Source organism: Actinoplanes sp. NPDC021490, from assembly GCF_055562135.1.
In genome coordinates, this window is record NZ_JBVHFW010000015.1 from 122010 (window position 1) to 145564 (window position 23555).

19 protein-coding genes are annotated in these 23555 nt (G+C 70.2%); 9 read left to right on the plus strand and 10 right to left on the minus strand.

The window, feature by feature from the left end:
• Positions 1-4: 4 nt before the first annotated feature.
• Entirely contained in the window at positions 5-3190 is a 3186-nt protein-coding gene (locus ACZ3I4_RS33170) for a GH92 family glycosyl hydrolase (protein ID WP_465386004.1), read from the minus strand.
• A 171-nt stretch (positions 3191-3361) separates the two neighbouring features.
• Here ACZ3I4_RS33170 and ACZ3I4_RS33175 point away from each other — a divergent pair, with 171 nt between their 5' ends.
• From ACZ3I4_RS33175 to ACZ3I4_RS33190, 4 genes are all read left to right on the plus strand, one after another.
• Positions 3362-6097, plus strand: coding sequence for a putative bifunctional diguanylate cyclase/phosphodiesterase (locus tag ACZ3I4_RS33175; protein WP_465386005.1), 2736 nt, complete (start codon positions 3362-3364; stop codon positions 6095-6097).
• A 93-nt stretch (positions 6098-6190) separates the two neighbouring features.
• Positions 6191-7345, plus strand: coding sequence for a type III PLP-dependent enzyme (locus ACZ3I4_RS33180; protein WP_465386006.1), 1155 nt, complete (start codon positions 6191-6193; stop codon positions 7343-7345).
• A complete protein-coding gene (locus tag ACZ3I4_RS33185) occupies positions 7338-8771 on the plus strand; it encodes a hypothetical protein (RefSeq protein WP_465386007.1) in 1434 nt (477 codons plus the stop codon). Before ACZ3I4_RS33180 ends, ACZ3I4_RS33185 begins: the two co-directional genes overlap by 8 nt.
• Before the next feature lie 743 nt (positions 8772-9514).
• The gene (locus tag ACZ3I4_RS33190; RefSeq protein ID WP_465386139.1) at positions 9515-10615 is read left to right on the plus strand and encodes an MFS transporter; all 1101 of its coding nucleotides are present in this window, start codon (positions 9515-9517) and stop codon (positions 10613-10615) included.
• A gap of 51 nt (positions 10616-10666) precedes the next feature.
• Here the strand turns inward: ACZ3I4_RS33190 and ACZ3I4_RS33195 are convergent, their stop codons facing one another.
• A complete protein-coding gene (locus ACZ3I4_RS33195; protein ID WP_465386008.1) occupies positions 10667-11299 on the minus strand; it encodes a lipoprotein in 633 nt (210 codons plus the stop codon).
• A 93-nt stretch (positions 11300-11392) separates the two neighbouring features.
• Here ACZ3I4_RS33195 and ACZ3I4_RS33200 point away from each other — a divergent pair, with 93 nt between their 5' ends.
• A complete protein-coding gene (locus tag ACZ3I4_RS33200) occupies positions 11393-11899 on the plus strand; it encodes a hypothetical protein (protein ID WP_465386009.1) in 507 nt (168 codons plus the stop codon).
• Here ACZ3I4_RS33200 and cobF read toward each other — a convergent pair.
• Entirely contained in the window at positions 11893-12651 is a 759-nt protein-coding gene (cobF, locus tag ACZ3I4_RS33205) for a precorrin-6A synthase (deacetylating) (RefSeq protein WP_465386010.1), read from the minus strand. The two genes, ACZ3I4_RS33200 and cobF, sit on opposite strands and share 7 nt — an antisense overlap.
• 95 nt (positions 12652-12746) lie before the next feature.
• Between cobF and ACZ3I4_RS33210 the strand changes: the two genes are divergently transcribed.
• On the plus strand, positions 12747-13124 hold the full coding sequence (locus ACZ3I4_RS33210) for a hypothetical protein (RefSeq protein ID WP_465386011.1): 378 nt from the start codon (positions 12747-12749) through the stop codon (positions 13122-13124).
• Positions 13124-14761 carry a caspase family protein gene (locus ACZ3I4_RS33215; protein ID WP_465386012.1) on the plus strand — a complete coding sequence of 546 codons (1638 nt, stop codon included), beginning with the start codon at positions 13124-13126 and terminating at the stop codon, positions 14759-14761. Before ACZ3I4_RS33210 ends, ACZ3I4_RS33215 begins: the two co-directional genes overlap by 1 nt.
• Here the strand turns inward: ACZ3I4_RS33215 and ACZ3I4_RS33220 are convergent.
• Both ACZ3I4_RS33220 and dinB read right to left on the minus strand, forming a co-directional pair.
• Positions 14758-15513 (minus strand): class I SAM-dependent methyltransferase, encoded by a 756-nt coding sequence (locus tag ACZ3I4_RS33220; RefSeq protein ID WP_465386013.1) that lies wholly within the window; start codon positions 15511-15513, stop codon positions 14758-14760. The genes ACZ3I4_RS33215 and ACZ3I4_RS33220 overlap by 4 nt on opposite strands.
• Positions 15514-15560: 47 nt before the next feature.
• Positions 15561-16781, minus strand: a complete 1221-nt coding sequence (dinB, locus tag ACZ3I4_RS33225; RefSeq protein ID WP_465386014.1) for a DNA polymerase IV — start codon at positions 16779-16781, stop codon at positions 15561-15563.
• Between dinB and ACZ3I4_RS33230 the strand changes: the two genes are divergently transcribed.
• Positions 16780-17214: a cupin domain-containing protein gene (locus ACZ3I4_RS33230; protein WP_465386015.1), complete on the plus strand. Its 435-nt coding sequence runs from the start codon at positions 16780-16782 to the stop codon at positions 17212-17214. The two genes, dinB and ACZ3I4_RS33230, sit on opposite strands and share 2 nt — an antisense overlap.
• A 152-nt stretch (positions 17215-17366) precedes the next feature.
• Positions 17367-17738 (plus strand): Hsp20/alpha crystallin family protein, encoded by a 372-nt coding sequence (locus tag ACZ3I4_RS33235; RefSeq protein WP_465386016.1) that lies wholly within the window; start codon positions 17367-17369, stop codon positions 17736-17738.
• 61 nt (positions 17739-17799) lie between these two features.
• Here the strand turns inward: ACZ3I4_RS33235 and ACZ3I4_RS33240 are convergent, their stop codons facing one another.
• The 5 genes from ACZ3I4_RS33240 to ACZ3I4_RS33260 all read right to left on the minus strand — a co-directional run bounded on the left by ACZ3I4_RS33240 (position 17800) and on the right by ACZ3I4_RS33260 (position 23529).
• Positions 17800-18417, minus strand: coding sequence for a carbohydrate-binding protein (locus tag ACZ3I4_RS33240; RefSeq protein WP_465386017.1), 618 nt, complete (start codon positions 18415-18417; stop codon positions 17800-17802).
• Between the two features lie 5 nt (positions 18418-18422).
• A complete protein-coding gene (locus tag ACZ3I4_RS33245) occupies positions 18423-19484 on the minus strand; it encodes an ABC transporter ATP-binding protein (protein WP_465386018.1) in 1062 nt (353 codons plus the stop codon).
• A gap of 12 nt (positions 19485-19496) precedes the next feature.
• Positions 19497-20585: an ABC transporter ATP-binding protein gene (locus ACZ3I4_RS33250; RefSeq protein ID WP_465386019.1), complete on the minus strand. Its 1089-nt coding sequence runs from the start codon at positions 20583-20585 to the stop codon at positions 19497-19499.
• 49 nt (positions 20586-20634) lie between these two features.
• On the minus strand, positions 20635-21612 hold the full coding sequence (locus tag ACZ3I4_RS33255; RefSeq protein WP_465386020.1) for an ABC transporter permease: 978 nt from the start codon (positions 21610-21612) through the stop codon (positions 20635-20637).
• Positions 21613-21783: 171 nt separating this feature from the next.
• Positions 21784-23529 carry an ABC transporter substrate-binding protein gene (locus ACZ3I4_RS33260; protein ID WP_465386021.1) on the minus strand — a complete coding sequence of 582 codons (1746 nt, stop codon included), beginning with the start codon at positions 23527-23529 and terminating at the stop codon, positions 21784-21786.
• Positions 23530-23555: the final 26 nt, after the last annotated feature.

Sequence of the window (23555 nt, forward strand, 5' to 3'; positions counted from 1 at the left end):
CAACCTAGGCGAGCGTCAGGGCGTAGACGTAGACGCGCGCGTCGTCGGGCAGGGTGATGGAGCGGACCTGTTTGCCCGGCGTCAGGGGCAGGCGGGCGCCGAAGAGCGAGACGGGCGGGCCGTCGACGCCCTGACCGGCCTTGATGCGGTGGGGCAGGGCCAGGACAGCGGTGGTGCCGGCGGCCGCCGTGCCGCACCAGTCGGCCACGGTGACCGGGGCCGAGGCGTACGTGCCGTCGGTGTATCCGATGGTCACCGACGTTCCGACCGGGCCGTTGTGGCTGGTCAGCACCACGTTGGCCGAGGTGTAGGAGCCGGACGGCAGCAGCAGGGTCTGACCGGTGGCGGGGGTGAAGTTGGCGGCCGTGCCGGTGGGGTCGGGGGCGTTGTAGGTGACCCCGGACCAGGTGACCGGGCCGGCGGCCGGCATCAGGTCGGCGTCGTAGCTCCAGCCGCCGCCGTCGAAGTTGCCCGAGTCGGACGCGGCCACGGTGGCGGTGCCGTCCCGGGTGGGGGCCAGGCCGATCGCGCACTGGCCGGCGGCCGAGGACGACGCGCAGGTGGAGGGGGTCGTGACGAGCAGTTGGGCGGCCTTCTGCACGCCGGAGACGTCGACCTGAAGCGGGTAGGCGCCCACCGCGGCCGAGGCCGGGGCCGTCACGGTGACGGTCGCGGTGGCCGAGGTGGGCTGATGGCGGGAGACGATCGGGCCGGGCTGGCGAACCGAGGTCCGGAAGCCGGTCGGCGCCACCACCGAGACGCGCGGGTTGAGGGTGCCGGGGGCCTGGCCGACGATGTCGACCGTGAGCGTCGCGCTGCCGCCGGGCGGGACGGCCGCCGTGGCCGGGCGGACCGCGGCCGACAGGTGGGTGCGGTTGTCGAGCGGCGCCTGGTTGACCGACGGGGGCTCGGCCGCGGCCGAGGTGCCCCACGACGACGGGGACGTTCCCAGCGTGTGGGCGATGGTGCCGCCCGAGCCGACCGCCGACCACGGCACCCAGTTCTTCGTGAGCGAGGAGCCGTTCACCCGTACGCGCTGGATGTACCGATTGGTGTCGGAGGCGCCCGGCGCGGTGATCGACAGGGTGCGCCCGCCGGTCAGCGCGACGGAGGCGGACGGGAACTGCGGCGAGGACACGGCCAGGAAGTTCGCGCCGCTCATGGTCGGATAGAGGCCGAGCGACGAGAAGACGTACCAGGCGCTCATCGTGCCCAGGTCGTCGTTGCCGGTCATGCCGTCGGGGCCGGTCGTGAACAGCGTCATCGCGGCGCGCACGACGGTCGCGGTCTTGGCGGGCGCGCCGGCCCAGTGGTACATGTACGGCGCGAGCAGGTCGGGCTCGTTGTTCGGGTTGTACGTCGGCTTGGCGTAATAGTCGTACGGGCTGGCGATCCAGTCGGTGCGCGCGGTGCCCGCCGGGTCCTTCAAGAGCTTCTCGTACGCGAAGAAGCTGTCGAGCCGTTTCTCGGTCGCCGGCCGCCCGCCCATCAGCCGTACGAGTCCCGCCGGGTCCTGCGGCACCAGCCACTGGTACTGGTAGGCCCCGCCCTCGTGGAACTGCTGGGCCGCGGCCACCGGGTCGTACGGGGTCAGCCAGGTGCCGTCGGTGGTGCGCGGCCGGAACTGGTTGATCGAGCCGTCCCACAGGTTGCGGTACCACTGCCCGCGGGACGCGAACAGCCGCGCGTCCTCGGTCTTGCCCAGGCCGGCCGCCATGAGCGCGAGCGACGCGTCGGCCGCCGAGTATTCGAGCGTGGCCGACGCCGGGTGCACGCAGTCGTTGTCGCCGCCCTTGTGCACGCAGTCGGTGCCCAGTTTCAGCCCGGACGGGACGTATCCGCGGTCGTTGTAGTACTTGATGCCGGTCCGGCCGTTGTAGGGGGAATCGGCCGGCGGCTCGCTGAGCGCGTTCGCGCGCAGGAGGGCGTACGCGGAAGCCTCGTGGCCCTTGAGCAGCCCCTTGGACCACGCCTCGACGAGGAAGGGCGTGACGGGATCGCCGGTCATGATGTTCGTTTCGCTGTTCACGAGCGCCCAGCGGGGCAGCCAGCCGCCGTCCCGGCCGATCGCGACAACGCTCAGGGCGACATCCCGGGCGACGTCGGGGGTGAGTAGTTCGAGCAGCTGGTTCTGCGGGCGGTAGGTGTCCCAGAGCGAGAAGTTCTGGTACGGCGTGTACCCGTCGGCCTTGTGCACAGCGCGGTCGAAGCCCACGTACGAGCCGTCGACGTCGCCGGCCAGGTTGGGGTGCAGCAGCGAGTGGTAGAGCGCCGTGTAGAACGCCGCGCGCCTCTCCCCCGTACCGCCGCCGATCTTGATCTTGTCGAGGGTGGTGACCCACTTGGCCCGCAAGGCGTCGCGGGTGGCCTCGAAGTCGTAGGACGAGGCGGTTTCCGCGGTCAGGTTGGCCCGCGCCCCGGCCGGACCGGTGTACGACAGCCCGACCTTGACCACGACATCGCGGTCCGCGGTCGCGTCGAACGTCACGTAGGCCCCGTTCGAGCCCGCCCCGGCCGCGTCCCGGCTCCCGGCCGACACCGTCGAACCACGCCAGGTCCCGTACGCGGTGAAGGGCCGATCGAAGGAAGCGGTGAAGTAGACGGTGTGGTCGTCCTTGCCCGCGCAGAAGTTGCCGGCCTCGACCCGCCCCTCGATCGTCCGGTCGTTCACGACGTGGATCTCGGAGTCGAACACCGACTGGTTGGCCTTGCCCGTGTTGAACAGGACGTTGGCCGCCCCGGTGGACGGGAACGTGTAGCGCTGCCAGCCGGTGCGCTCGGTCGCGGTGAGCTCGGCCTCGACGCCGTACCGGGACAGGCCGACCCGGTAGTAGCCCGGCGAGGCTTCCTCGTCGTCGTGGCTGTAGGCCGACTTGTAGGCGTTCGGGTCGACGCTGGTGATCGCGCCGGTGGTCGGCATCATCGGCAGCTCGCCGGCTACGCCGCAGCCCACGCCGGAGAGGTGGGTCTGGCTGAACCCGTAGATCGAGGACTGCCGGTAGTCGTAGCCGCCCTGCCCGCCGGTGTCCGGGCTGACCTGCACCATCCCGAAGGGCGCGCTGGCACCGGGGAAGGTGTTGCCGAAGTTCTCGGTGCCCACGAAGGGGCGTACGAGATCGACGGGCTGTTCTTCCACGGCCGGCGCCGCGAACAGGGACGTGAGCAGCGCCGCGCTGAGCAACAAGTGCATGGATGAACCTCCCGTGACCGGCGTGATCAGGCTTTGACAACGTTGTCACCAGACAGTTACGTACGTCAATAAGTTCTGCACCCGTTTCGCAACGCATTGCCCGGCCGAACCCCTCAAGGTCGGGGCGCGCGGTCCCGATCTTCGGCTTGACGGCCTAACTGGGGAGACGTGATGGCAACCAGCACCCGCGCGACCGATTGGTACCGCTTGTGCGGTCTGGTCGGCGCGGTAGTCGCCGCCTTCGCGTTCGTGCTCAGTACCGGGGCCGGCGGTTCCGGCGTCTCGCAGGCGGTCTCCAACTTCGGCCTCTGCCTCGGCGCGACCGCCGCCGCCGTCGCCTGCCTGTACCGTTCCCGCCGCTTCACCGGCCGGATGCGCTGGGGCTGGAGCCTGGTCGGCCTGGGCATCCTGAGCTGGGGCCTGGGCCAGGCCATGGCCTGCTGGTACGGCCTGTCCGGCCAGGAGGTGCCGCTGCCCTCGAAGGCCGACCTCGGCTACCTCGGCATGGTGCTGCTCACCCCGATCGGCCTGCTCGTGCTGCCCAGCCGCACTCAGGCCCTGGCCAGCCGCATCCGCAGCGTCCTGGACGGCCTGATGGTCGCCGCCTCGCTGGTCCTGATGGCCTGGATCTTCGTGGTCGTGCCGCTGCTCGAAGGGGGAACGGCCGGCCTGGCGCTCTACGTCAGCCTGGCCTACCCGCTCGGCGACGTCGTCATCGTCACCATGGTCCTCTACATGCTGGCCCAGCAGCGCCGCAGCGGCCGCACCTTCAACCAGCTGGCCCTGGTCGGCGTGGGCATCGTCGCGTTCGCCATCTCCGACATCGCGTACGCCTACCTCAACCTGCTCGACGCGTACAGCTCGGGCGGCGTCACCGACATCGGCTGGTTCACCGGGTTCTCGCTCATCCTGCTCGCGGCGCTGATGCCGGTGAAGCGGACCGACGACGAGGCCGAGGACGGCGGGCCGCCGGTCGGCATCCTGCTCCCGTACGTGGCGGTGCTCGCGGCCCTGTTCACGTCGGTCATCTGGTACGCCACCACCGGCCACAGCAACCTGTTCGTCGCGTACACCCGCTCGGCCCTGATCCTGCTGATCGTCGGCCGGCAGCTGCTGACGCTGCGCGAGAACCGCAACCTCACCCGTACGCTCGAGGCCCGCGTCGCCGCCCGCACGGCCGAACTGTTCGCCAGCGAGCAGCGGTTCCACGCCCTGGTGCAGCACAGCTCCGACGTCGTCACCGTGGTCAGCCCCGAGGCCGACGTCCTCTACCAGAGCGAGTCGGTGCAGCGCGTCTTCGGCTATCCCGCGCACGCCCTCACCGGCCGCCGCCTGACCAAGCTGATCGACCCCGAGTCGGGCATCCGTCTCGCCCAGGCGCTGCGACAGGTCGCCGGCCGCCCGTACGCCACCACCGTGCTCGAACTGACCGTGCAGCACCGCGACAAGCGGCTGCGCCAGGCCGAGATGACCATCACCAACCTGCTGAGCGACCCCAGCGTGGCCGGCCTGGTGCTCAACACCCGTGACATCAGCGAGCGCAAGGAGCTGCAGGACCAGCTCGTGCACGAGGCCTACCACGACGCCCTCACCCAGCTGGCCAACCGCGCGCTGTTCCGCGAGCGGGTCAGCGAGGCGCTGCGCACCAAGCCGGACGCCGACGAGGTCACCGTGCTCTTCCTCGACCTCGACGGGTTCAAGGAGGTCAACGACAGCCTCGGCCACCTCGCCGGTGACCAGCTACTCGTGCAGGTGGCCGACCGGCTGCGGGCCTCCGTACGGGAAGACGATCTGGTGGCCCGTTTCGGCGGCGACGAGTTCGCCGTGCTCATCCAGGCGCCGGTCGACGGCACCGACGCCGAGCAGGTCGCGCAGCGCATCATCGACGTGCTCGAGGAGCCGTTCGCCAGCCAGAGCCGCAACATCCACGTGCAGGCGAGCATCGGCCTGGCCGCGGCCGGGCTGCTCGAAGGCGGCGAGACCGACGGCGCCGAACAGCTCATGCGCAACGCCGACCTGGCCATGTACAAGGCGAAGTCGGCCGGCGGCCGCGGCTACGCCAGCTACGACCCCGAGATGCTGTCCGGTCTGGTCGAGCGGCTCGAGCTGGAGGCCGACCTGCGCCTGGCCCTGGAGCGCAAGCAGCTGCACCTGCACTACCAGCCGACCATCGACCTGGCCAGCAGCGAGGTCATCGGGTTCGAGGCGCTGGCCCGCTGGGAGCACCCGACCCGCGGTCTGATCCCGCCGGCCGAGTTCATCCCGATCGCCGAGGCCACCGGGCTGATCGTGCCGCTGGGCCGCTGGGTGCTGCGCGAGGCGTGCCGTCAGGCCGTCGCGTGGAGCCAGGCCGGCGGCCGCCCGGTCAAGATGGCCGTCAACGTCTCGGTGCGCCAGTTCGACCGGACCGACCTGGTCGACGTCGTCTCCGGCATCCTCGCCGAAACCGGCATGCCGGCCAACCAGCTGTGCCTCGAGATGACCGAGAGCGTGCTGATGACCGACACCGACGACAACCTCGAGCAGCTGGTCCGCCTGAAGGCGCTCGGCGTGACGCTGGCCATCGACGACTTCGGCACCGGCTACTCGTCGCTGGCCTACCTGCGGCGCTTCCCGGTCGACACCCTCAAGATCGACCGCTCGTTCGTGGAACGGCTCGGCGCCCTGACCGACGACACCGCGCTGGCCGACACCATCGTCCAACTCGGCAAGAGCCTCGGCATGAACACCGTGGCCGAAGGCATCGAGGAGTTCGGCCAGCTGGCCGCGCTGCGCGAGATGGGCTGCCACTTCGCGCAGGGCTACTACTTCTCGCGGCCGGTGCCGGCCAGCGAGGCCGGCCGGCTCTTCCTCGAAGGCGCTTCCACCCCAGCCCCCGCCGAACCGGCGCCGGTCCCTCGGCGCTGAACCGCTGCCGCTCCCGGCCTCGTTTCCGCCTCCGCCTTTCGCCCCCGCTTTCGCCGCCGCTTCCTCCGCCGCTAGATCGTTTAGGAGACCCGGATGACCCCCGGCACCGTCGCTTCCTCGTGGCCCGCCACCCTCAGTCCGGCTCTGCTCAAGACGATCGACATGCCGACGCCGTACCTGGTGACCGACCTGGACACGGTGTCGGACCGGCACGCGGCCTTCCGCGCGGCCCTGCCCGGCGTGCGCGTCCACTACGCGATGAAGTGCAACCCGTCCCCCGAGGTCCTGCGCACGCTGGACGCCGAGGGCGCCGGCTTCGAGATCGCGTCGATCGGGGAGCTGCGCATGCTCGAGGCGATCGGCGTCGACCCGGCCGACGTGCTCTACAGCAACCCGGTCAAGCCGCCCGCGCACATCGCCGCCGCGCACACCGCCGGCCTGTGGCGCTTCAGCTTCGACTCCCCCAACGAACTGGCCAAGATCGCCGAGCACGCGCCCGGGGCGGCCGTCTACGTCCGCTTGCGCGTCGACGACGAGGCCAGCATCTTCCCGCTGTCCCGCAAGTTCGGCACCGACGTCGAGGACGCGTACGACCTGCTGCTGCTGGCCAAGCGGCTCGACCTGCGCCCGTACGGGATCACGTTCCACGTCGGCTCCCAGTGCGTGCGCCCCGACGCGTGGGCCGAGGCCGTCGACGCCGCGGGCAAGCTCATGGACCGGCTGCGCCACGACGGCATCGAGCTCGAGATGCTCGACATGGGCGGCGGTTTCCCGGCCCGCTACACGTCGGACGTGCCCACCATCGCCGAGATCGGCGCCGTCACCACCGAGGCGCTCGACGCCCTCCCGTACCGGCCGTCCCTGATCGTGGCCGAGCCCGGCCGCCACCTGGTCGCCGAGGCGGGCGTGCTGGCCGCCACCGTCATCGGCCACGAGCGCCGGGGCGAGGAGAACTGGCTCTACATCGAGGTCGGCACCTACAACGGCCTGATGGAGGTGCTGCAGACCCCCGGCGGCTGGGACTTCCCCATCCTGACCGAGAAGTCCGGCAACCTGGTTCCGTACACGATCACCGGCCCCTCCTGCGACAGCACCGACACCATCGCGTACGGGGTCATGCTGCCGGGCGACCTGGCCACCGGGGACGTGCTGTACCTGGGCAGCACCGGCGGCTACACCCTGGCCTACGCCTCCAGCTTCAACGGTTTCGCCCCGCCCACGCCCCTGTTCGTCGGCGCCGGTGCCTGAAGCCACCGCGTTCCGCCGGGGCCGCCGCAGAGCCGGCCCCGGCGGCATGCGTCGCGCCGGCCGCCCGCGCGAACTGCTCCTGGCCGGAGTCATCGACTCGTTCGGCATGGCCCTCGGCTGGACCTTCATCGTCCTCATAGCCACCGCCCGCGGCGGACTGGCCGAGGCCGCCCTCCTCAACGCGGCCATGCTCGTCGGCGTAGTCCTCTCCGCCCCCGTCACCGGCTGGCTGTCCCGCCACCTGGACGGCCGCACCCTCCTACGAGGCGCCGCCGGCCTCGAGGTCCTGCTGCGCTTCGGCACCCTGTACGGCCTGATCGCCGGCTGGCCCTCCTGGCTGGTAGCCGCCCTGGTCGCCCTACAACACGTAGCGGCCTGGGCCGGCTTCGCAGGCATGCGCGCCGAAGTGTCCGCTGTGGACGCCTCCCCACGTTCAATGACCCGGTACGCGGTAGCAATCGCCGGCGTCGAGGCAGCAGGCACTGCCCTGGCCGCCCTCCTGCCAACAGGCACCCTCGGATACCCAACCGGCGGCCTGCTGGTCGCCGTCTACGCCGTCTACTTGGGTTCCCTCCTCCCCACCGTCCTGGTCGCCCGCCGTTCCCGAATCACTTCCGCCGGCGCCCCTACTCCCGTCACCGCAACCACCGTCCTCGCCTCCGCCGTCACCTTGCCTGTCGCCATTCCCGCCCCTACTCCGGTCACCGTTCCCGTTGCGAGCGCCGCTCCCGTTACCGGCGCCGCTCCTGCTCCCGGTTCCGTTGCTGCCCGCGGGGCGGCTTCGTCCGTCACCGGGTCTGCTCCGGTCCTGGCACGATGGCGGCACGCGGCCACGCCCCCACCGGCCCGCGGACACTGGCATCTCCCCCAGCCGCGACTCCTCCTGGCCGGCGCCGGAATCATGCTGCTCGCCTCGGGCCCCACCCTCCTGGCCATCCCGGTCACCGCCGAACTCCACGGCGACAAGTGGGTAGCCATCGCCGCGATCGCCTTCTGCCTCGGCACCTTCCTCGCCACCCGGGCCGTGGCCGCCATCGGCCGCCTCCAGCTGCCGGCCGTGCTGCGCTGGTCGCTCTGGGGCCTGGGCATGCTGGCCGGCTGGATCTTCGCCCCTGCCCACGCCTTCATGGTCATCGTGGCGCAGTTCGCCGCCGGCCTGAGCCAGACCGCGTTCGAGGGCGACATGGACGCCCGCGTGGCCGCCGAGGCCCGGCCCGAATCCGTGACCCGCGACCTCGCCTACAGCGCTTCGGTGCGCGCCCTCGGTGGTGCCATCTCCGTACGCCTCCTCCCCCTGCTGTTCGCGGCCCCCGCCATCGGCCTGGCCGCGAGCGCCGCCTCCCTGATCCTGGGTGTCATCACGCTGACCTTGTGGGCCGGCCTGACCACCGCGCCTCATATTTTCCGCCGAGTTGCCCACGGCTGACGGCCCTGTGGAAAACTCCGAGCGCCTCGACGCCCCTGTGGACAATGCAAGTTCCAGCAAGGCTTTCGGACTAAAATTGCCGCAGGACGGGGGCCCCCGGGGAGGGTGGGCCGCGCCTCAGGACAGGTGAGTGCACAGCACAGCGGACGCGCACAACGCAAACAGGCGCGACAGCAGAGCGAGCCCGCACAACCAAGCAGGCGCCACAGGACAGCGAGCAGCGCCGCAAGCCGGGCCGAATCGCCGCGCAAGGCCGGTGAACGAGCTGACAGCCGGCACGATAAGCCAGCCACAGCACGGGCGGCCGGGGCGGTGGGGCACAGCCAGGGCGGCGGGCGCAGCCAGGGCGGCGGGGCCGCGGGCCGGGGCGGCAGAGCGCATGACAGGGCCACAGAGCGCAGACCACGGCCACAGAGCGCAGACCACGGCCGCAGAGCGCGGGCCGGGGCCACAGAGCGCAGGCCAGGACGGCAGAGCGGCGAGGCCAGACACGGCGTTGAAAGCGGTTGACCCAAGCAACCCCAACGGCGATCATCTCGGCATGACAACTGCGCACGGCATCGTCTGCCTGTCCGGTGCCCTGTGTCGTCTGCCGGGTTGATGACCCTTTAGCAGCAGCGCCACACCTCACGGCACCGGGACGTTGAGATCCCGGAGCGCTTCTGCATGTCCGCCTATCGGCTTTATCTGCTTGTTTCCGGCGTCGGGTCGTTCGCGTCCCGCACCGCTTCACGCTCAACCTGATCTATCAGGCCACCGTCGTCGGGTTGTCGCCGCTTCAGCTTGTGCTTGTGGGCACGCTCATGGAGGCCGTCTGCTTCGTCGCGCAGGTGCCCACCGGTGTGATCGCCGACCGGTACAGCCGCCGCCTCTCGGTCATTGTCGGCTATCTGCTCATGGGCGCGGGTCTGCTTGTGTGGGGGCTGTTCCCCACGTACGCCGCGATCCTCGTCGCCAATGTGGTCTGGGCGATCGGCGCGGTCTGTGTCGATGGCGCCGAGGAGGCCTGGGCCGCCGATGAGATCGAACCCGAGCGGGTGACCCAAGCCTTCGTACGCGGCGGCCAGCTCGCCCAGACCGGATCGCTGCTGGGCATCGTGGCCGCGGTCGGGCTCACGGCGATCGAACCGGCGCTGCCCATCGTGGCCGGCGGGGTCGTCACGCTGGCCCTCGCCGTACTGCTGATGGCCGTGATGACCGAGAACAACTGGAGCCCGGCCACGCAACCCGAGAAGCTGGGATTCCAGGCCGTACGCCGCAGCACCGTCCTGACGGCGATCGTCGCCGGCACCCTGTTCGCCGGCATGAGCAGCGAGGGTTTCGACCGGCTCAGCCAGCCTTTCCTGCTGCCGTTCGTCGGCGATCATCCGGTCGAGCTGGTCTTCGGCGGCCTGGCCATTCTGGCCGCGCTGGGCTCGATCGCGGTGACCGGGCTGGCCGGGCGCTGGATCGACGTCGTCCGGCCGCACCGGGTCGGGCGGGCGCTGGCCGCGGTGCAGGCGCTCACCGCCGTGGGCATGGCCGGCCTGGGTTTCGCCGGTCACTGGTGGGCGGCGGCGGGGCTCTATCTGGCCGTACGCCTCCTGCGCGACAGCGCCGTGCCGATCCTGAACGTCTGGCTCGTCTCGGTGACCGCACCGGAGTCCCGCGCCACGGTCTTCTCGATCGTGTCGCAGGCCGACGCGCTCGGTCAGGTCGCCGGCGGCCCACCGGCGGGGTTGGTGGCGCAGCGCCGGGCGATCGGGGCCGGCATCTCGGTCGCGGGCCTGTTCGTGGTGCCCGCGGTGGTGCTGTTCACGCTGGCCACAGTGCGACGGCAAACGGCGGCCAGCGCGCAGCGCTAAAGCAGCCACGGCGATCAGCGCGCAGCGCTAAAGCGGGGCACGGCGCGGCGGTCAGCTCACCGCCGTAAGACTGCTCCGGGCCAGCTCGAACGCGGGCAACATGGCCGCATACTCCTCTTTGTCCAGGCTGTCGAGGGCCACCACGATCAACCCCGGACCGCCCTTGACGACGAAGGCCCGCTCGGGCTCCAGCGTGTCCTCGAGCGGGCTCTTGGCCTGGTAGGTCACCTCGAGCCCACGCCGGTCACCGACCTGCACCTCGCGGTAGACCGGGCTCTGCGCGTCGGCGCCGATGAAGGCGGCCAGGCTCTTCTTCGGCGCGGCCGACTTTCCGGTGTAGACCCGGAGGAAGCCGATGTTTCCCGCCGGCTTGGCGTCGATCTCGCAGACCATCGTCATCGGCCCCCGGCGTGCGAGGCCGGCCAGCGGGTCGCCCGCGGCGACCTTGACGGCTTTGGGCTTCCACGATGCGGCGATGCCGAACGACACGGGCAGTTTGCAGCCGCTGCCCGCGGCGCCGACCCGGGCCGCCTCGGGGGCGGCCGCGGCCGGAGCGGGGGCTTCCGGGGCCGCGGCCGAGGAGACGGCCGTGGTGTCGGGGGAGTTCCACACCGACTCATTGCTGTCACAGGCCGCCAGGGCTAATGCGGCGGCACCGAGGCCGGCCAGGGCTAGACGTCTCACGGGTTCGAGAGTGTAGGCGGTGATTTGATCTCGTTCTATCCCGCCGCTACAGTCCCGCGCCAACACCATTTTCTCGTACGGGGGTTCTGTTCCATGATTCGCATTCGCACTGTTCTCGTCGCGTTGGCCGGCGTCTCTCTGATGTCGCTCACGGCCTGTGCCGGGGACGACGCCACCAACGCTTCGACCGCGCCGGCCGCGACCACGGCCGCCGCGCCGGTCGCCAGCACCGAGGCCGCCGCCCCGGCCGGTGACGCGCCGGACGACAAGGCCATCTGCAACGCCGCGAACAAGGCCGACAAGGCCATGAAGACCGAGCTGATCAACGCCATGCAGAAAACCCAGGGCGAGCTGGACGGCGCCGGCTACCAGAAGATCCTGGTCGGGCTGGCGACCCAGCTCACCACCGCGGCCGGGTCCAGCGACACCGAGGTCGGCCAGGCCGTCAAGACGTTCGCGGCCAAGGCGACCGAGGCCGGGGCCAACGCGGCCAAGGCGGCGGCCGCGCCGGAGAGCGCGCTCGACAGCCCGGGGTTCGAGAAGAGCGGCAAGGACCTCACCGCCGCCTGCAAGGCGGCCGGGGTCACCGTCAACTACTGATCCGGCTGCGGCCTGCGCAGCAGGTACGTATCCATGATCCAGCCGTGTTCGGTCCGGGCGTCCGTGCGGGTTCTGACGATGTCGTCGGCCACCTCGGACACCCGGCCCGAGCGCAGGATCTCGTCGGGGGTGCCCACGTAGGCGCCCCAGAAGATGTCCACGTCGGGGTACGCGGTGAAGGCCTGCTGGGCGTCGAGCATCACGACCACGTCGTCGACGCCCTCGGGCCAGCCCTCGGCGAGCCTGCGGCCGGTCGTCACCTGGTACGGCTGCCCGACCCGGTTGAGCGGCACCCGGTGCTTGGCCGCGAGCGCCGACACGCTGCTGATGCCGGGGATCACCTCGTACTCGAAATCGATCGTGCCCCGGGCCAGCACCTCCTCGAGGATGGCGAGCGACGAGTCGTAGAGGGTGGGGTCACCCCAGACGAGGAACGAGCCGGTCTCGTCGTCCTTCAGGTGCTGGACCAGCATCTCCTCGATCACGAGCGCGCGGCGGCTGCGCCAGTCCTCGACGGTGCCCTCGTAGTCGGCCGGGGTGCGGTCGCGGTCGGGGTCGCGCCCGGTGACCATCCGGCGGCTCGGCTTGGAGTAGCCGCGAACGATCCGTTCCCGCAGGTCGACCAGGCTGGCCTTGAGTTCACCCTTGTCGAGCAGGAAGAAGACGTCCGTACGCCCGATCGCCTTGGCCGCTTGCAGGGTCAGGTGGTCCGGGTCGCCCGCGCCGATCCCGATCAGAAAGATCTTCCGCACCCGCACCAGTGTGCCGCACCCGCGATCCGATACCCCGGACCAGGGTCACCTTTCGGATAGTTCCCATGCCACTACGGCGGGTGCATGGTGGATCGATGGATGACGGAATTCGGCTCTTCGTGGCCGAGGACGGCGCGGACGCCGAGCGGCTCGACGACCTGACCGGGCAGTTGCGCTCCGAGCTGCGGCAGCTCGACGTCGAGGACGTACGGGCGCTTCCGGGTGGCCCTCCCCCGGCGGGTTCCCGCGCGTTCAGCATGGAGGCGGTCGGCGCGATCGTGGTGCTGCTCGGGCAGAACCCCGAGGTGCTGCGGTCGGTGCTGGGGGTCGTACGGGGATGGCTCGGACGCTCGGCCGGAACGAAACGGACCGTGCGGCTGGAGCTGGGCGGCGACGTGCTCGAGCTCTCCGAGGCGACCGCCGGCGACCAGCAGAGGCTGATAGATCTCTTCGTGAGCCGGCACGGCACCTGATGGCCGGCGCGCGTAAGGCCCTGATCGTCGCCAACGACACGTACGACCATGACGGGCTCAGCCATCTGCTCGCCCCGCAGGCCGACGCCGACGCGCTCGCCGGGGTGCTCGGTGACGCCTCGATCGGCGACTTCGGAGTCCATGCCGTACGCAACGAGCCCGCGCATGTGATCCGCGAGGAGATCGAGGAGCTGTTCGCCGACAGCCGCGCCGACGACGTGCTGCTGCTCCACTTCTCGTGTCACGGGCTCAAGAACGACTCCGGTGAGCTGTTCTTCGCCACCCGCAACACCCGCCCGGACCGCCTCGGGTCGACCGCCGTCTCGGCCGACTTCGTGCAGCGCTGCATGCGGGCCAGCCGCTCGCGCAGCATCGTGCTTCTGCTCGACTGCTGTTACGGCGGCGCGTTCAGCAAGGGGGTGACCGTACGCGCGGCCGGCGATGTCAACGTGCTCGACAACTTCCCCGGCGGCAGCCGCGGGCGCGCCGTGATCACCGCGTCGAGCGCCATGGAGTACGCCTTCGAGGGCGATCAGCTGGCCGACGACCGGAGCCGCCGCCCGTCGGTCTTCACGTCCGCGCTGGTCGAGGGGCTGGCCACCGGTGACGCCGATCGCGACCAGGACGGCTGGGTGTCGCTGAACGAGCTCTACGACTACGTCTTCGACCGGGTGCGCGAGCGCAATCCGCACCAGACCCCGAGCCGGGACGTCGAGATGCAGGGCGAGCTGTACCTGGCCCGCCGCAGCCGCCCGGTCACGAAACCCGCGCCGCTGCCGCCGGAACTGCAGTCGGTGATCGACCACCCGATCGGGAGCGTGCGGGCCGGGGCCGTGCAGGAGCTGGCCCGCCTGGCTCATGGCCGGCACGCGGGGATGGCGCTGGCCGCCCGCGAAGCCCTCGAGCATCTGTCCGGGGACGACAGCCGTACGGTGGCCGGCGCCGCGACGGCCGCCCTGGCCGGGGAGATTGTGCCGCCCATCGACCGGCCCGGCGACGTGCCACCGCTTACCCACACCGCCGGAGACAAGAAGATCCGGCCCCGGCACCGGATCTGGGCCGCTGCCGCCGCCGCGGTGATCGTCATGGCTGGAGCGGCGGTCGCCTTCGCGCTGTTCGGCGACGGAGACGACGGGAAGGGCGGAACCCCTTCGAGCGAGAACTTCACCGCCCAGGCGCCCTGGCGGCTCACGATCGACGACAACATCGAGGGTAACGACAACGGCTGCGACGTCACGCTGACCCACGTCGACAGCGGCCGGCCCCTGCCGGTTCCCACCGGCCTGTACTCGCCCACGGCGCTCCAGATCCGCGACTCCGGCCAGTTCCGCATGTCGGCCAACGACTCCGGCTGCATCGTCCTGGCCCGCCCCGGCGCTGGCAGCGCCACGTTGCCGTTCGCGACCGAGTGGCTCGGCGACAGCGACGCCTTCACGACCGGCGGCCAGGTCTCGGTCGGGGTGCTGGACGACCACGGCAACAGCTCGTGCGACCTGGTGCTGCACGACGCCACCGACGGCCGGGCCCTGGCCGCCAAGGAGGTGCCCAAGGGCGGCACCGTGCTGCTCGACCCGGCCGGCCGCACGAACGTCTATCTGACCAGCCGCTATTGCAACGTACGCATCTCCGCCGCTTAGGTGAGGGGCCGTAGCTTGAAGATCAGGATGCCGAGGTACTTGTTCATCCACTCCTGCTTGTGCGGGTAGAGGCGCGCGGCCTCTTCGGATAGCCGGGGCTCGACAGCGGTCTCGATCCACAGCCCGGCCGCACTGAACGTGTTGAGCAGGTCGGACATGGTGAAGGTGCGAAGGGTCAGCTCGATGTGCTCGTTCCAGCCGGTGCGGTAGGTGTAGTCGGCGCCGGAGAAGTACTCCTCGCCCAGCGTGGTCCCGTTCCGCTCGGTGCGTTCGACGGCGTACCGGATGGGCTGGGTTCTCGTCAGCAGGATGAATCCGTCCTCGTTCAACATCGCTCGCGCCACCCGCAAGGTGTGCACCGGGTCCTGGGCGTAGCCGAACGACTGCAGGAACAGGATCCGGTCGAACGTGCGGCCGTGCAGTTGCAGCAGCGATTCCGGGTGGGACAGGTCGGCCTGGATCAGCTCGGCGCCGGCCGGTGGGTCGGAGATGAACTTGCCGGCGATGTCGACACCGGCCGAGGCGACGGCGCCATCGCGGACGAGCTCCGCCAGCTTGCCACCGTTGCCGCAGCCCAGGTCGAGAATGGAGCGTCCGGTCACATCGCCGAGAAGGGCCCGCTGGGCCGGCCACTCGACCAGCCGGTCCAGGGAGTCTTCCCGGGCGCGCGCAAGCTCGTAGTCCGCGGTGAGCCCCTGCCACGCCTGGCTCGAAGGGGCGTTGTCACCGTCGGACGCTGCGGTCGCCGTCATGCGCGGAAGCGTAGTCGTCGCCGGCTTCGCGCCCGGGACGGTCCGCGCTAGTCGGGCAGGATCGGCACGGACGGGCCCAATTCGCGGCCGATGGTGGCGGCCCGGGTCAGCGAGGAGGAGCCGAAACGGTCGCGCACCGCGTCCATCGCCACGTCGAGGCGGTCGTCCCCGGCGTCGTCGAAGAGCGAGGGCTGCATGTGGCCGTCGCCGTCGAGGTTGCTCACGGCCACCCCGACCAGTGTGAGGCCGCGCGTCGCGATCAGCTCGTGGGCCTCGGTCAGCAGGTCGCGGGCGGTCGTCTGGATCACGCGGGTCTGCATGGTTGCCGTGAGCAGCGACCGCGAGCGGGTGGCCCGGCCGAAGTCGTCGAACCGCAGGCGCAGCGTCACCGTGCGGCCGGCCCGGTGGGCGCCGCGCATGCGCCGGGTGACCCGGTCGACCAGCGCGTCGAGCGTGGCCTCGATCTCGGCGAACGGGCGGGGCCGGCGACCCAGCGCGCACTGCGCGCCGATCGAGCCGCGGCGGTGCCCCACCCGTACGCGCCGGGGGTCGTGATTGCGGGAAAGCGCGTAGAGGTGGCGGCCGTAGCCGGGGCCGAGCATCGACACGAGCGCCGCCTCGCCGATGCGGGCCACGTCGCCGACCGTGTTGACGCGGCGCTCGCGCAGCTTGGCCGAGGTGACCGGGCCGACACCCCACAGCCGCTCGATCGGCAGCGGGTGCAGGAAGGCGAGCTCGCCACCGGCCGGCACCTCGAGCAGCCCGTCCGGCTTGCCGACCGCGCTGGCCACCTTGGCCAGGAACTTCGTGCCGGCGATGCCGACCGTGATGGGCAGCCCGACCTGGGCCCGCACCTCGGCCCGCAGCCGGGTGGCGATCTCGCGCGGGGTGCCGCTGACCCGCAGCAGGCCGCCCACGTCGAGGAACGCCTCGTCGATCGAGATGCCCTCGACCAGCGGGGTGGTGTCGCGGAAGATCTCGAAGACCGCCTTGCTGGCCGTCGTGTAGGCCTTCATGCGCGGTGGCACCACGACGGCCCGCGGGCACAGCGCCCGGGCCTGGGCGATGCCCATCGGGGTGCGTACGCCCAGGGCCTTGGCCTCATAGCTGGCGGCGAGCACGACTCCGCCGCCGACCAGCACCGGACGCCCCCGCAGAGCCGGGTCGTCACGCTGCTCGACCGACGCGTAGAACGCGTCGAGGTCGGCATGCAGGATCGCCACGATCGACACTATAGAACATATGTTCGAAAAGCAGTATGGGCGCATGAAAGACACGCGCCCCCCACTGGCCCAGCAGTTCGACCTTCAGCCGCATCCCGAGGGCGGCTGGTATCGGCAGACATTCAAGTCCGGCACGGTCTTCCGCCCCGACGGGTACACCGGGGAGCGGGCCGCGGCCACGGCGATCTACTTCCTGCTGCATCCCGGAGAGTCGTCCGCATGGCATGTGGTGCGGTCGGACGAGCTGTGGTTCTGGCACGCCGGCGGGCCGCTGACCCTGCGGTTCGGGGGTGACGGCGAGCACCCGAGCGAGGAGAGGGCCGTCACGCTGGGTGTCGGCGAGGGCCACCATCCGCAGGCGCTCGTGCCGCGCGGGGTGTGGCAGGCCGCACAGCCCGCGAGCACGGAGCACGTCCTGGTCAGCTGCGTCGTGGCGCCGGGGTTCGAGTTCGACGACTTCCGGCTCGACAAGGCTTGACGACAACAGATCGTAACCAAGTATTAGGGCGCATCGTGACGGCGGTCATGTCCAATCGGGAATCCGGCGGCCACAATCTCCGTTGTCGTATCCGGACCCGGGCCCATCCCGCTCGGATCCAGCAGAAAAGAACTCCGCCTGGAGGAACCACCATGTCGCCTCACGGCGCGACGGTTCGCGAGCTCGACCAGCTCACGTGCCGCGTGTTCGACAGCACCCGCAGCTCCGGGGCGCGGCTCGCCGCGTACCGGATCGACGGGACCTTCTTCGTCGACATCGACCTTCCGGGCATAGACCGGGCCGGTATCGACATCTCGGTGGACGACGGCGTCCTGACCATCCGGGCCGAGCGCCGCTCGGCCGAGGGTGCAGCGAGCGCATCGGTCGAAGCCCCCGTGACCCGCGAGGTCGACCTGCGCGAGTCCGAGAGCCTCGACACCGACCAGCTCGAGGCCCGGTGTGACAACGGGGTCGTGACGCTGCACATCCCGGTCGTCCGGGAAGCAGCGCTGGCCGCCGCCTGAGAAAGCCGCCTGAGAAGAGAAACAGAAAGCCGCGCGATGAGCGCGGCTTTTCTCGTTGGCCCTAGTGCACGAACTGCAGCCAGTTGATGTTGAGGAACTCGGCTGAGTCGTCGCGGACGAAGACCAGGAAGACCGTGTGTTTGCCGGTCGTCGGGGTGATGTCGACCTGGTCGGTCCGCCAGTTCTGCCATCCACCCGTACGCGTGACGTTCAGCGTGCCGATCGGCGGCTGTTTCGCGTCGTCGAGCCGGATCTCCATCCGCCCGCCGTCGGCGTCGGTGGACACCCGCACGTCGAGTTTCGTCGCCGCCACCGGCCCGAAGTCGAAGTCGTCGAACCGCAGCTGGTCGCCACCGGCGATCCAGCCGACGTTCTGCCCGCCGCCCGCATCCTCGGTCTCCTGCGACTGGATGCCCACGTTGCCGTCGGCCGCCTCGGCCTCGAGCTTGGCATAGACGGTCGGCGTGGGCGCCTCGGTGGTGGGCGGGGCGGCCGGCGGCGTCGAGGGTGCCGAGGACACCGGCGGGGGGAAGGCGGCGGCCGGCGCCGGCGAGTCCTGCCAGCGGCCGAGGCCGTAACCCGCGGCCAGCAGACCGAGCCCGGCCAGCGCGACGAGCGAGCGCTGCCGGACCCGGTAGGCCTTGGTGCGATAGACGGAAGAACCGGTCGGCGAAACCACCAGGGTCAGGCCGTCTCGGCGATGATTGACTCGGCCGGCGGCTCGGCGAAGTGGCAGGCGACCCGCTGGGCCGGGGCCCGCTCGATCAGGGCCGGGTCCTCGGTGGCGCAGATGTCCTGCGCCTTCCAGCAGCGGGTGCGGAACCGGCAGCCCGACGGCGGGTCGACCGGGCTGGGCACGTCGCCGACCAGACGGATCCGGTTCTTCGGCGGCACGCCCCGCACCACGCCGATGTCCGGCACGGCCGAGAGCAAGGCCTGGGTGTACGGGTGCTGCGGCTTCTCGTAGAGCGAGTCGCGCGGGCCCTCCTCGACCACCCGGCCGAGATACATGACCGCGATCCGGTCGCAGAAGTGCCGCACCACGCCGAGGTCGTGCGCGATGAACACGAACGCGATGCCGAGTTCCTTGCGCAGGTTCTCCAGCAGGTTCATGACCTGGGCCTGGATCGACACGTCGAGCGCGGAGACCGGCTCGTCGGCCACGATGATCTTGGGGCGGGCGGCGAGCGCGCGGGCGATGCCGATGCGCTGGCGCTGACCGCCGGAGAACTCGTGCGGGTAGCGGTTGTAGTGCTCCGGGTTGAGGCCGACGACCTCGAGCAGCTCCTGGACGCGCTTGAGCTCGCCGCTCTTGCCGACCATGTCGTGCGTGCGCAGCGCCGTGCCGACGATCGTGCCGACGGTGTGCCGCGGGTTCAGCGACGAGTACGGGTCCTGGAAGATCAGCTGGATCTCGCGGCGGTACGGGCGCAGCTGGCGCTCTTTCATGTGCGCGATGTCGACGCCCTGATAGCGGATCTGGCCGCCGGTGGGCTCGAGCAGCCGGGTGATCAGGCGCGCGGTCGTGGACTTGCCACAACCGGACTCGCCGACCAGCCCGACGGTCTCACCGGACGCGATGGTCAGGTCGACGCCGTCGACGGCCTGCACCCATTTGGTGCCGCGGGCGAAGAACCCGTCGCCCTTGGTCTTGAAGTGCATCTTGACGGCGTCGAGCTCGAGCAGCGGCGCGCCCGGCACCGAGGGGACCCCGGACTTGGCGGCGGTATTGGTGGTAGCGGTCATGATCGGTCCCTCTTACGGCAGCCGGGGCAGGACTTCGGTCTCGAAGACCTTGTCGGGTTCCTTCAGGTGGCACCGCGAGGCGCGGCCCAGATCGCCGGTCCGGGGGATCAGATCGGGCCTGAGGGTGGTGCACAGGTCGCCCGGCACGCGGTCCTTGAACTCGCAGCGCGGGTGGAACGGGCAGCCGCTCGGCACGGCCAGCAGGCTCGGCGGCGATCCGGGGATCGGGTGCAGCGGCTGCGGCTCGCCGGTCAGCGCCGGGATGCTTTCGAGCAGACCCCACGCGTACGGGTGCAGGGGCTCGGCGAGGATCTTGTTGACCGGGCCCTGCTCGACCGCGGTGCCGGCGTACATCACCAGGATGTCGTCGGCGATCTCGGCCACCACGCCCAGGTCGTGGGTGATGAAGACGACCGCGGAGCCGAAGTCGCGCTGCAGGTCGGAGATCAGGTCGAGGATCTGCGCCTGCACGGTCACGTCGAGGGCCGTGGTCGGCTCGTCGGCGATCAGCAGTTTCGGGTCGTTGACCAGCGCCATCGCGATCATCGCGCGCTGGCGCATGCCGCCGGAGAACTCGTGCGGGTACTGGTCGACGCGGCGGCGCGGGTTGGGAATGCCGACCCGGCCCAGCATCTCGACCGCGCGGTCCTTGGCCTTGCGCTTGCTCACGCTGTGGTGCGCCCGGTACGACTCCATGATCTGGTCACCGATCGTGAAGTACGGGTGCAGCGAGGACTGCGGGTCCTGGAAGATCATGGCGGCGTCGCCACCGCGGTAGCCCTCGAGCTCCTTGTCGCTCATGTTGACGATCTCGCGACCGCCGACCTTGATCGAGCCGGAGATGCGGGCGACCTTGCGGTCGTGCAGGCCCATCACGGCCATGCTGGAGACGCTCTTGCCGGAGCCGGACTCGCCGACGATCGCCAGCGTGCGGCGCAGCGGGACCGAATAGCTGAGCCCCTGCACGGCCCGGACCAGGCCGTCGGCCGTCGGGAACTGCACCTGCAGGTCGGTGACCTCGAGGTAGGCCTCCTCGCCGGCCGCCGGGGGGCGGGGAACCCGGGTCACCGTGTGCGGGGCCTGGATGCTCTGGTCGCTCATGCTGCCGCCTTCGTGCTGCGGGGTGGGAAGACGTGGATACGGGTCGGGATCATCCGAGGCGCACCCGCGGGTCGAGGAACGTGTACGCGATGTCCACCACGAGGTTCATCACCACTAGTACCACCGAGCCGATCAGAACGCCGCCCATGAGGACGGGCAGGTCGTACTGCCCGAAGGCGCGCAGGGTGAGCTGACCCAGGCCGGGGAGGTTGAAGATGCTCTCGGTGAAGATCGCGCCGGTGAGCTGGAACGCGAGGTCGATGCCGAAGATGGTGACGACCGGGGTGAGGCCGGCCCGCAGACCGTGCCGGTAGACCACTCGCCGCCGGCTGATGCCCTTGGAGCTGGCGGTGCGGACGAAGTCCTGGCCGAGCGCCTCGATCATCGAGGCCCGCGAGTAGCGCGTGTAGGCGGCGGCGTTCGTCAGGCCGACACAGAGCCAGGCCGCGAGCAGGCCGCTGGCCCACGTCAGGGGATTGTCCGTGAACGGGTGATAACCCGAGTCGGGCAAAAACGTCGCGTACAGCGCGACGAGCAGGGCGAAGACGAAGTATGGGATCGACTGCACGATCAGCGTCGAGCCGACCACCAGCTTGTCGAGCGAGGTGCCCCGGACCTGGGCCGCGATCGTTCCGGTGAGGATGCCGACGATGAGATAGACCACCGCGCCCCCGACCACGATCGAGACGGTGACCGGCAGCGCCGCCGCCAGCAGCTTGGTGACCGGCTGGCCCAGCGTGTACGAGTAGCCGAGGCAGGGCGCCTCGCACTCGCGCACCGTGCCGCCGCTGCTGTATTCGCGGCCGGCCACGATGCCCTTCATGTAGCTGGCGATCTGGCTGACCGCCGGCTCGTCCAGGTTGAGGCTGTCCTCGATGTCGGCCAGCCGCTCGGGCGTGCAACGGGGGCCGCAGATGACACCGGCCGGATCGGTGGGCGCCAGGAAGAACAACGCGAAGCTGGCCACCAGCGTCACGATCACGACGGAGATCGCGCTCAGGACGCGTTTCAAGATGTACAGCAGCACCGCTTGCTCCTCTTTCCACACGGCGCCGGGGGAATGTCCCGGATTCTCTGATTCACGGCGCGCGATGCCGGTCGCCCGGCACGCCGTGAGGCCATTTTCACGCCCGGGGTGGTCCCGTCCGCCGGTTGAGCGGACCGGACCACCCCGGGGTTTCAGCTAGTTACTGCTACTTCAGCTCTTCAGGTACATGTTGCTGAAGTTGGGCATGCCCATCGTCGGGTCACCGGTGGTGGTACCGACGTTGGTGCCCTGCACGACCGCCAGCTTGTCGTAGTAGCTGGGGATCGCGATGTACTGCTCCATGATCTTCTTGTCCAGCGCGGCCCACTTCGAGGTCGACTCCTCGGCGGGGAGGTTCGCGATGTCGTTGATCTCCTTGTCGAGCGCCTTGTCGCTGAGCATGCCCCAGCTCTGGCCCTCGCCAATGCTCTGCGAGCGGAACAGCACCGGGAACCAGGAGCCACCGGCGGGCCAGTCCGAGCACCAACCGGCCGGGCTCTGGCCCATGTTCACCGGGGCGTTGTAGTCGCCCTTCTTGGTCCGCAGGTCGGCGGTCGAGACACCGATCGGCTTGACCTTGAAGCCGGCCTTGGTCAGCGCGTCGGCCTTGATCTGGCTGACCTGCTGCGCGAGCGGCTTCGAGTTGTCGTAGTAGTAGCTGAGCTCGAAGCCCACCTTGCCGGCGGCCTCCAGCAGCGCCTTGGCAGCGGCCGGGTCACCAGCGCCGGTGCCGGACAGGTCGGCCACGGCCGCGTACTTCTCGTAGCCCGGGACCGAGGGCGGCAGAACCGTGCTGGCCGGCTCGGCCACGTAGTCGTTGAGGCCCGAGGCCTTCCAGATCTGGTCGTTCGGGTACGCCTTGGCCACGGCCTTGCGAACCTCGAGCGGGATCTTGCGGCTGTCGAGCTGCCACACGATGGTGCAGGGGCTCTCGCCCTGAACCAGCTGCGCCTTCTTCTCACCGGTCAGCTGCGGGATCAGCGACGCGTCGAGCACGTCGTAGTTGATCGCGTTGGCGTCCTGGCCGTTGCTGTTCAGAACCGCCTGCTGCGACTTGACCGCGTCGCCGCCCCACTGGAAGTTGAAGCCGTCCAGGTACTGGTGGCGAGCGGCGTCGGTGTTCGGGTCCCAGTTGGTGTTCTTCTCGAGCACCAGCGAGGTGCCGGCCTGGTAGGTCTTGAACTTGTACGGACCCGTGGCCAGCGGCTTGTTCTTGTACTCCTGCTTGGTGTCCTTCGCCTTGGGGATCGGCGTGAACATCGGGAAGGTCATGTAGAACGGCAGGTCCTGGAACGGCGTCGCGAGGTGGATGATCAGGGTGTCGGTGCCCTGGGTCTCCACGCCGGAGTAGGTGTCGCCGTCCTTGTACGGGCCCTTGTACTTGTCGCCGTCCTTGAAGTAGCTCAGCTGGTAGGCCGGGCCGTTCACGAAGACGTCGTGGGCGAAGGACCGCTTGATCGCGTAGGCCAGGTCCTCGACCTTGACCTCGGTGCCGTCCTCGTACTTGATGCCCGGCTGCATCTTGAACGTCCACGTCAGCTTGTCAGCCGACGGGGTGCCCAGGTCGGTCAGGTCCGGCACGAGGGTGGGCTTGCCGTCACGGATGTCGAACTGGGTCGGCGTGCGGAACAGCAGCTTGCCGATCTGGTTCGAGTCGACGTAGTAGATGTCCGACGGATCGAACGTGTTCGGCGTGGTCTGCGCCTGCACGTTGAGCACGCCACCCTTGCGGGCGCCCTCGATCTCCTTGGCCGGGCCCTTGGCGTTGGGGTCGGTCGCGTTGGACTGCGTCGAGATCTTGCCCGAGTCGGTGTCGCCACCGGTCGAGTCATTGTTCGACGAAGGACTGCTGCAGCCAGCCAGGCCGAGCGCCAGGGCGGCGGTGGCCGCCACGGCAACGTTAAATCGCCTTGCCATTTCTCCTCTTCTCATACGGGGCGTCA

What these genes read in the sequence shown, in the direction of transcription:
- ACZ3I4_RS33230 (WP_465386015.1), top strand. Translation starts at nt 16,780, where the DNA reads ATGAAAGACACGCGCCCCCCACTGGCCCAGCAGTTCGACCTTCAGCCG.
- ACZ3I4_RS33215 (WP_465386012.1), top strand. Translation starts at nt 13,124, where the DNA reads ATGGCCGGCGCGCGTAAGGCCCTGATCGTCGCCAACGACACGTACGAC.
- ACZ3I4_RS33210 (WP_465386011.1), top strand. Translation starts at nt 12,747, where the DNA reads ATGGATGACGGAATTCGGCTCTTCGTGGCCGAGGACGGCGCGGACGCC.
- ACZ3I4_RS33235 (WP_465386016.1), top strand. Translation starts at nt 17,367, where the DNA reads ATGTCGCCTCACGGCGCGACGGTTCGCGAGCTCGACCAGCTCACGTGC.
- ACZ3I4_RS33260 (WP_465386021.1), bottom strand. Translation starts at nt 23,529, where the DNA reads ATGGCAAGGCGATTTAACGTTGCCGTGGCGGCCACCGCCGCCCTGGCG.
- ACZ3I4_RS33245 (WP_465386018.1), bottom strand. Translation starts at nt 19,484, where the DNA reads ATGACCGCTACCACCAATACCGCCGCCAAGTCCGGGGTCCCCTCGGTG.
- ACZ3I4_RS33250 (WP_465386019.1), bottom strand. Translation starts at nt 20,585, where the DNA reads ATGAGCGACCAGAGCATCCAGGCCCCGCACACGGTGACCCGGGTTCCC.
- ACZ3I4_RS33170 (WP_465386004.1), bottom strand. Translation starts at nt 3,190, where the DNA reads ATGCACTTGTTGCTCAGCGCGGCGCTGCTCACGTCCCTGTTCGCGGCG.
- dinB (WP_465386014.1), bottom strand. Translation starts at nt 16,781, where the DNA reads ATGCGCCCATACTGCTTTTCGAACATATGTTCTATAGTGTCGATCGTG.
- ACZ3I4_RS33220 (WP_465386013.1), bottom strand. Translation starts at nt 15,513, where the DNA reads ATGACGGCGACCGCAGCGTCCGACGGTGACAACGCCCCTTCGAGCCAG.
- ACZ3I4_RS33200 (WP_465386009.1), top strand. Translation starts at nt 11,393, where the DNA reads ATGATTCGCATTCGCACTGTTCTCGTCGCGTTGGCCGGCGTCTCTCTG.
- ACZ3I4_RS33180 (WP_465386006.1), top strand. Translation starts at nt 6,191, where the DNA reads ATGACCCCCGGCACCGTCGCTTCCTCGTGGCCCGCCACCCTCAGTCCG.
- ACZ3I4_RS33175 (WP_465386005.1), top strand. Translation starts at nt 3,362, where the DNA reads ATGGCAACCAGCACCCGCGCGACCGATTGGTACCGCTTGTGCGGTCTG.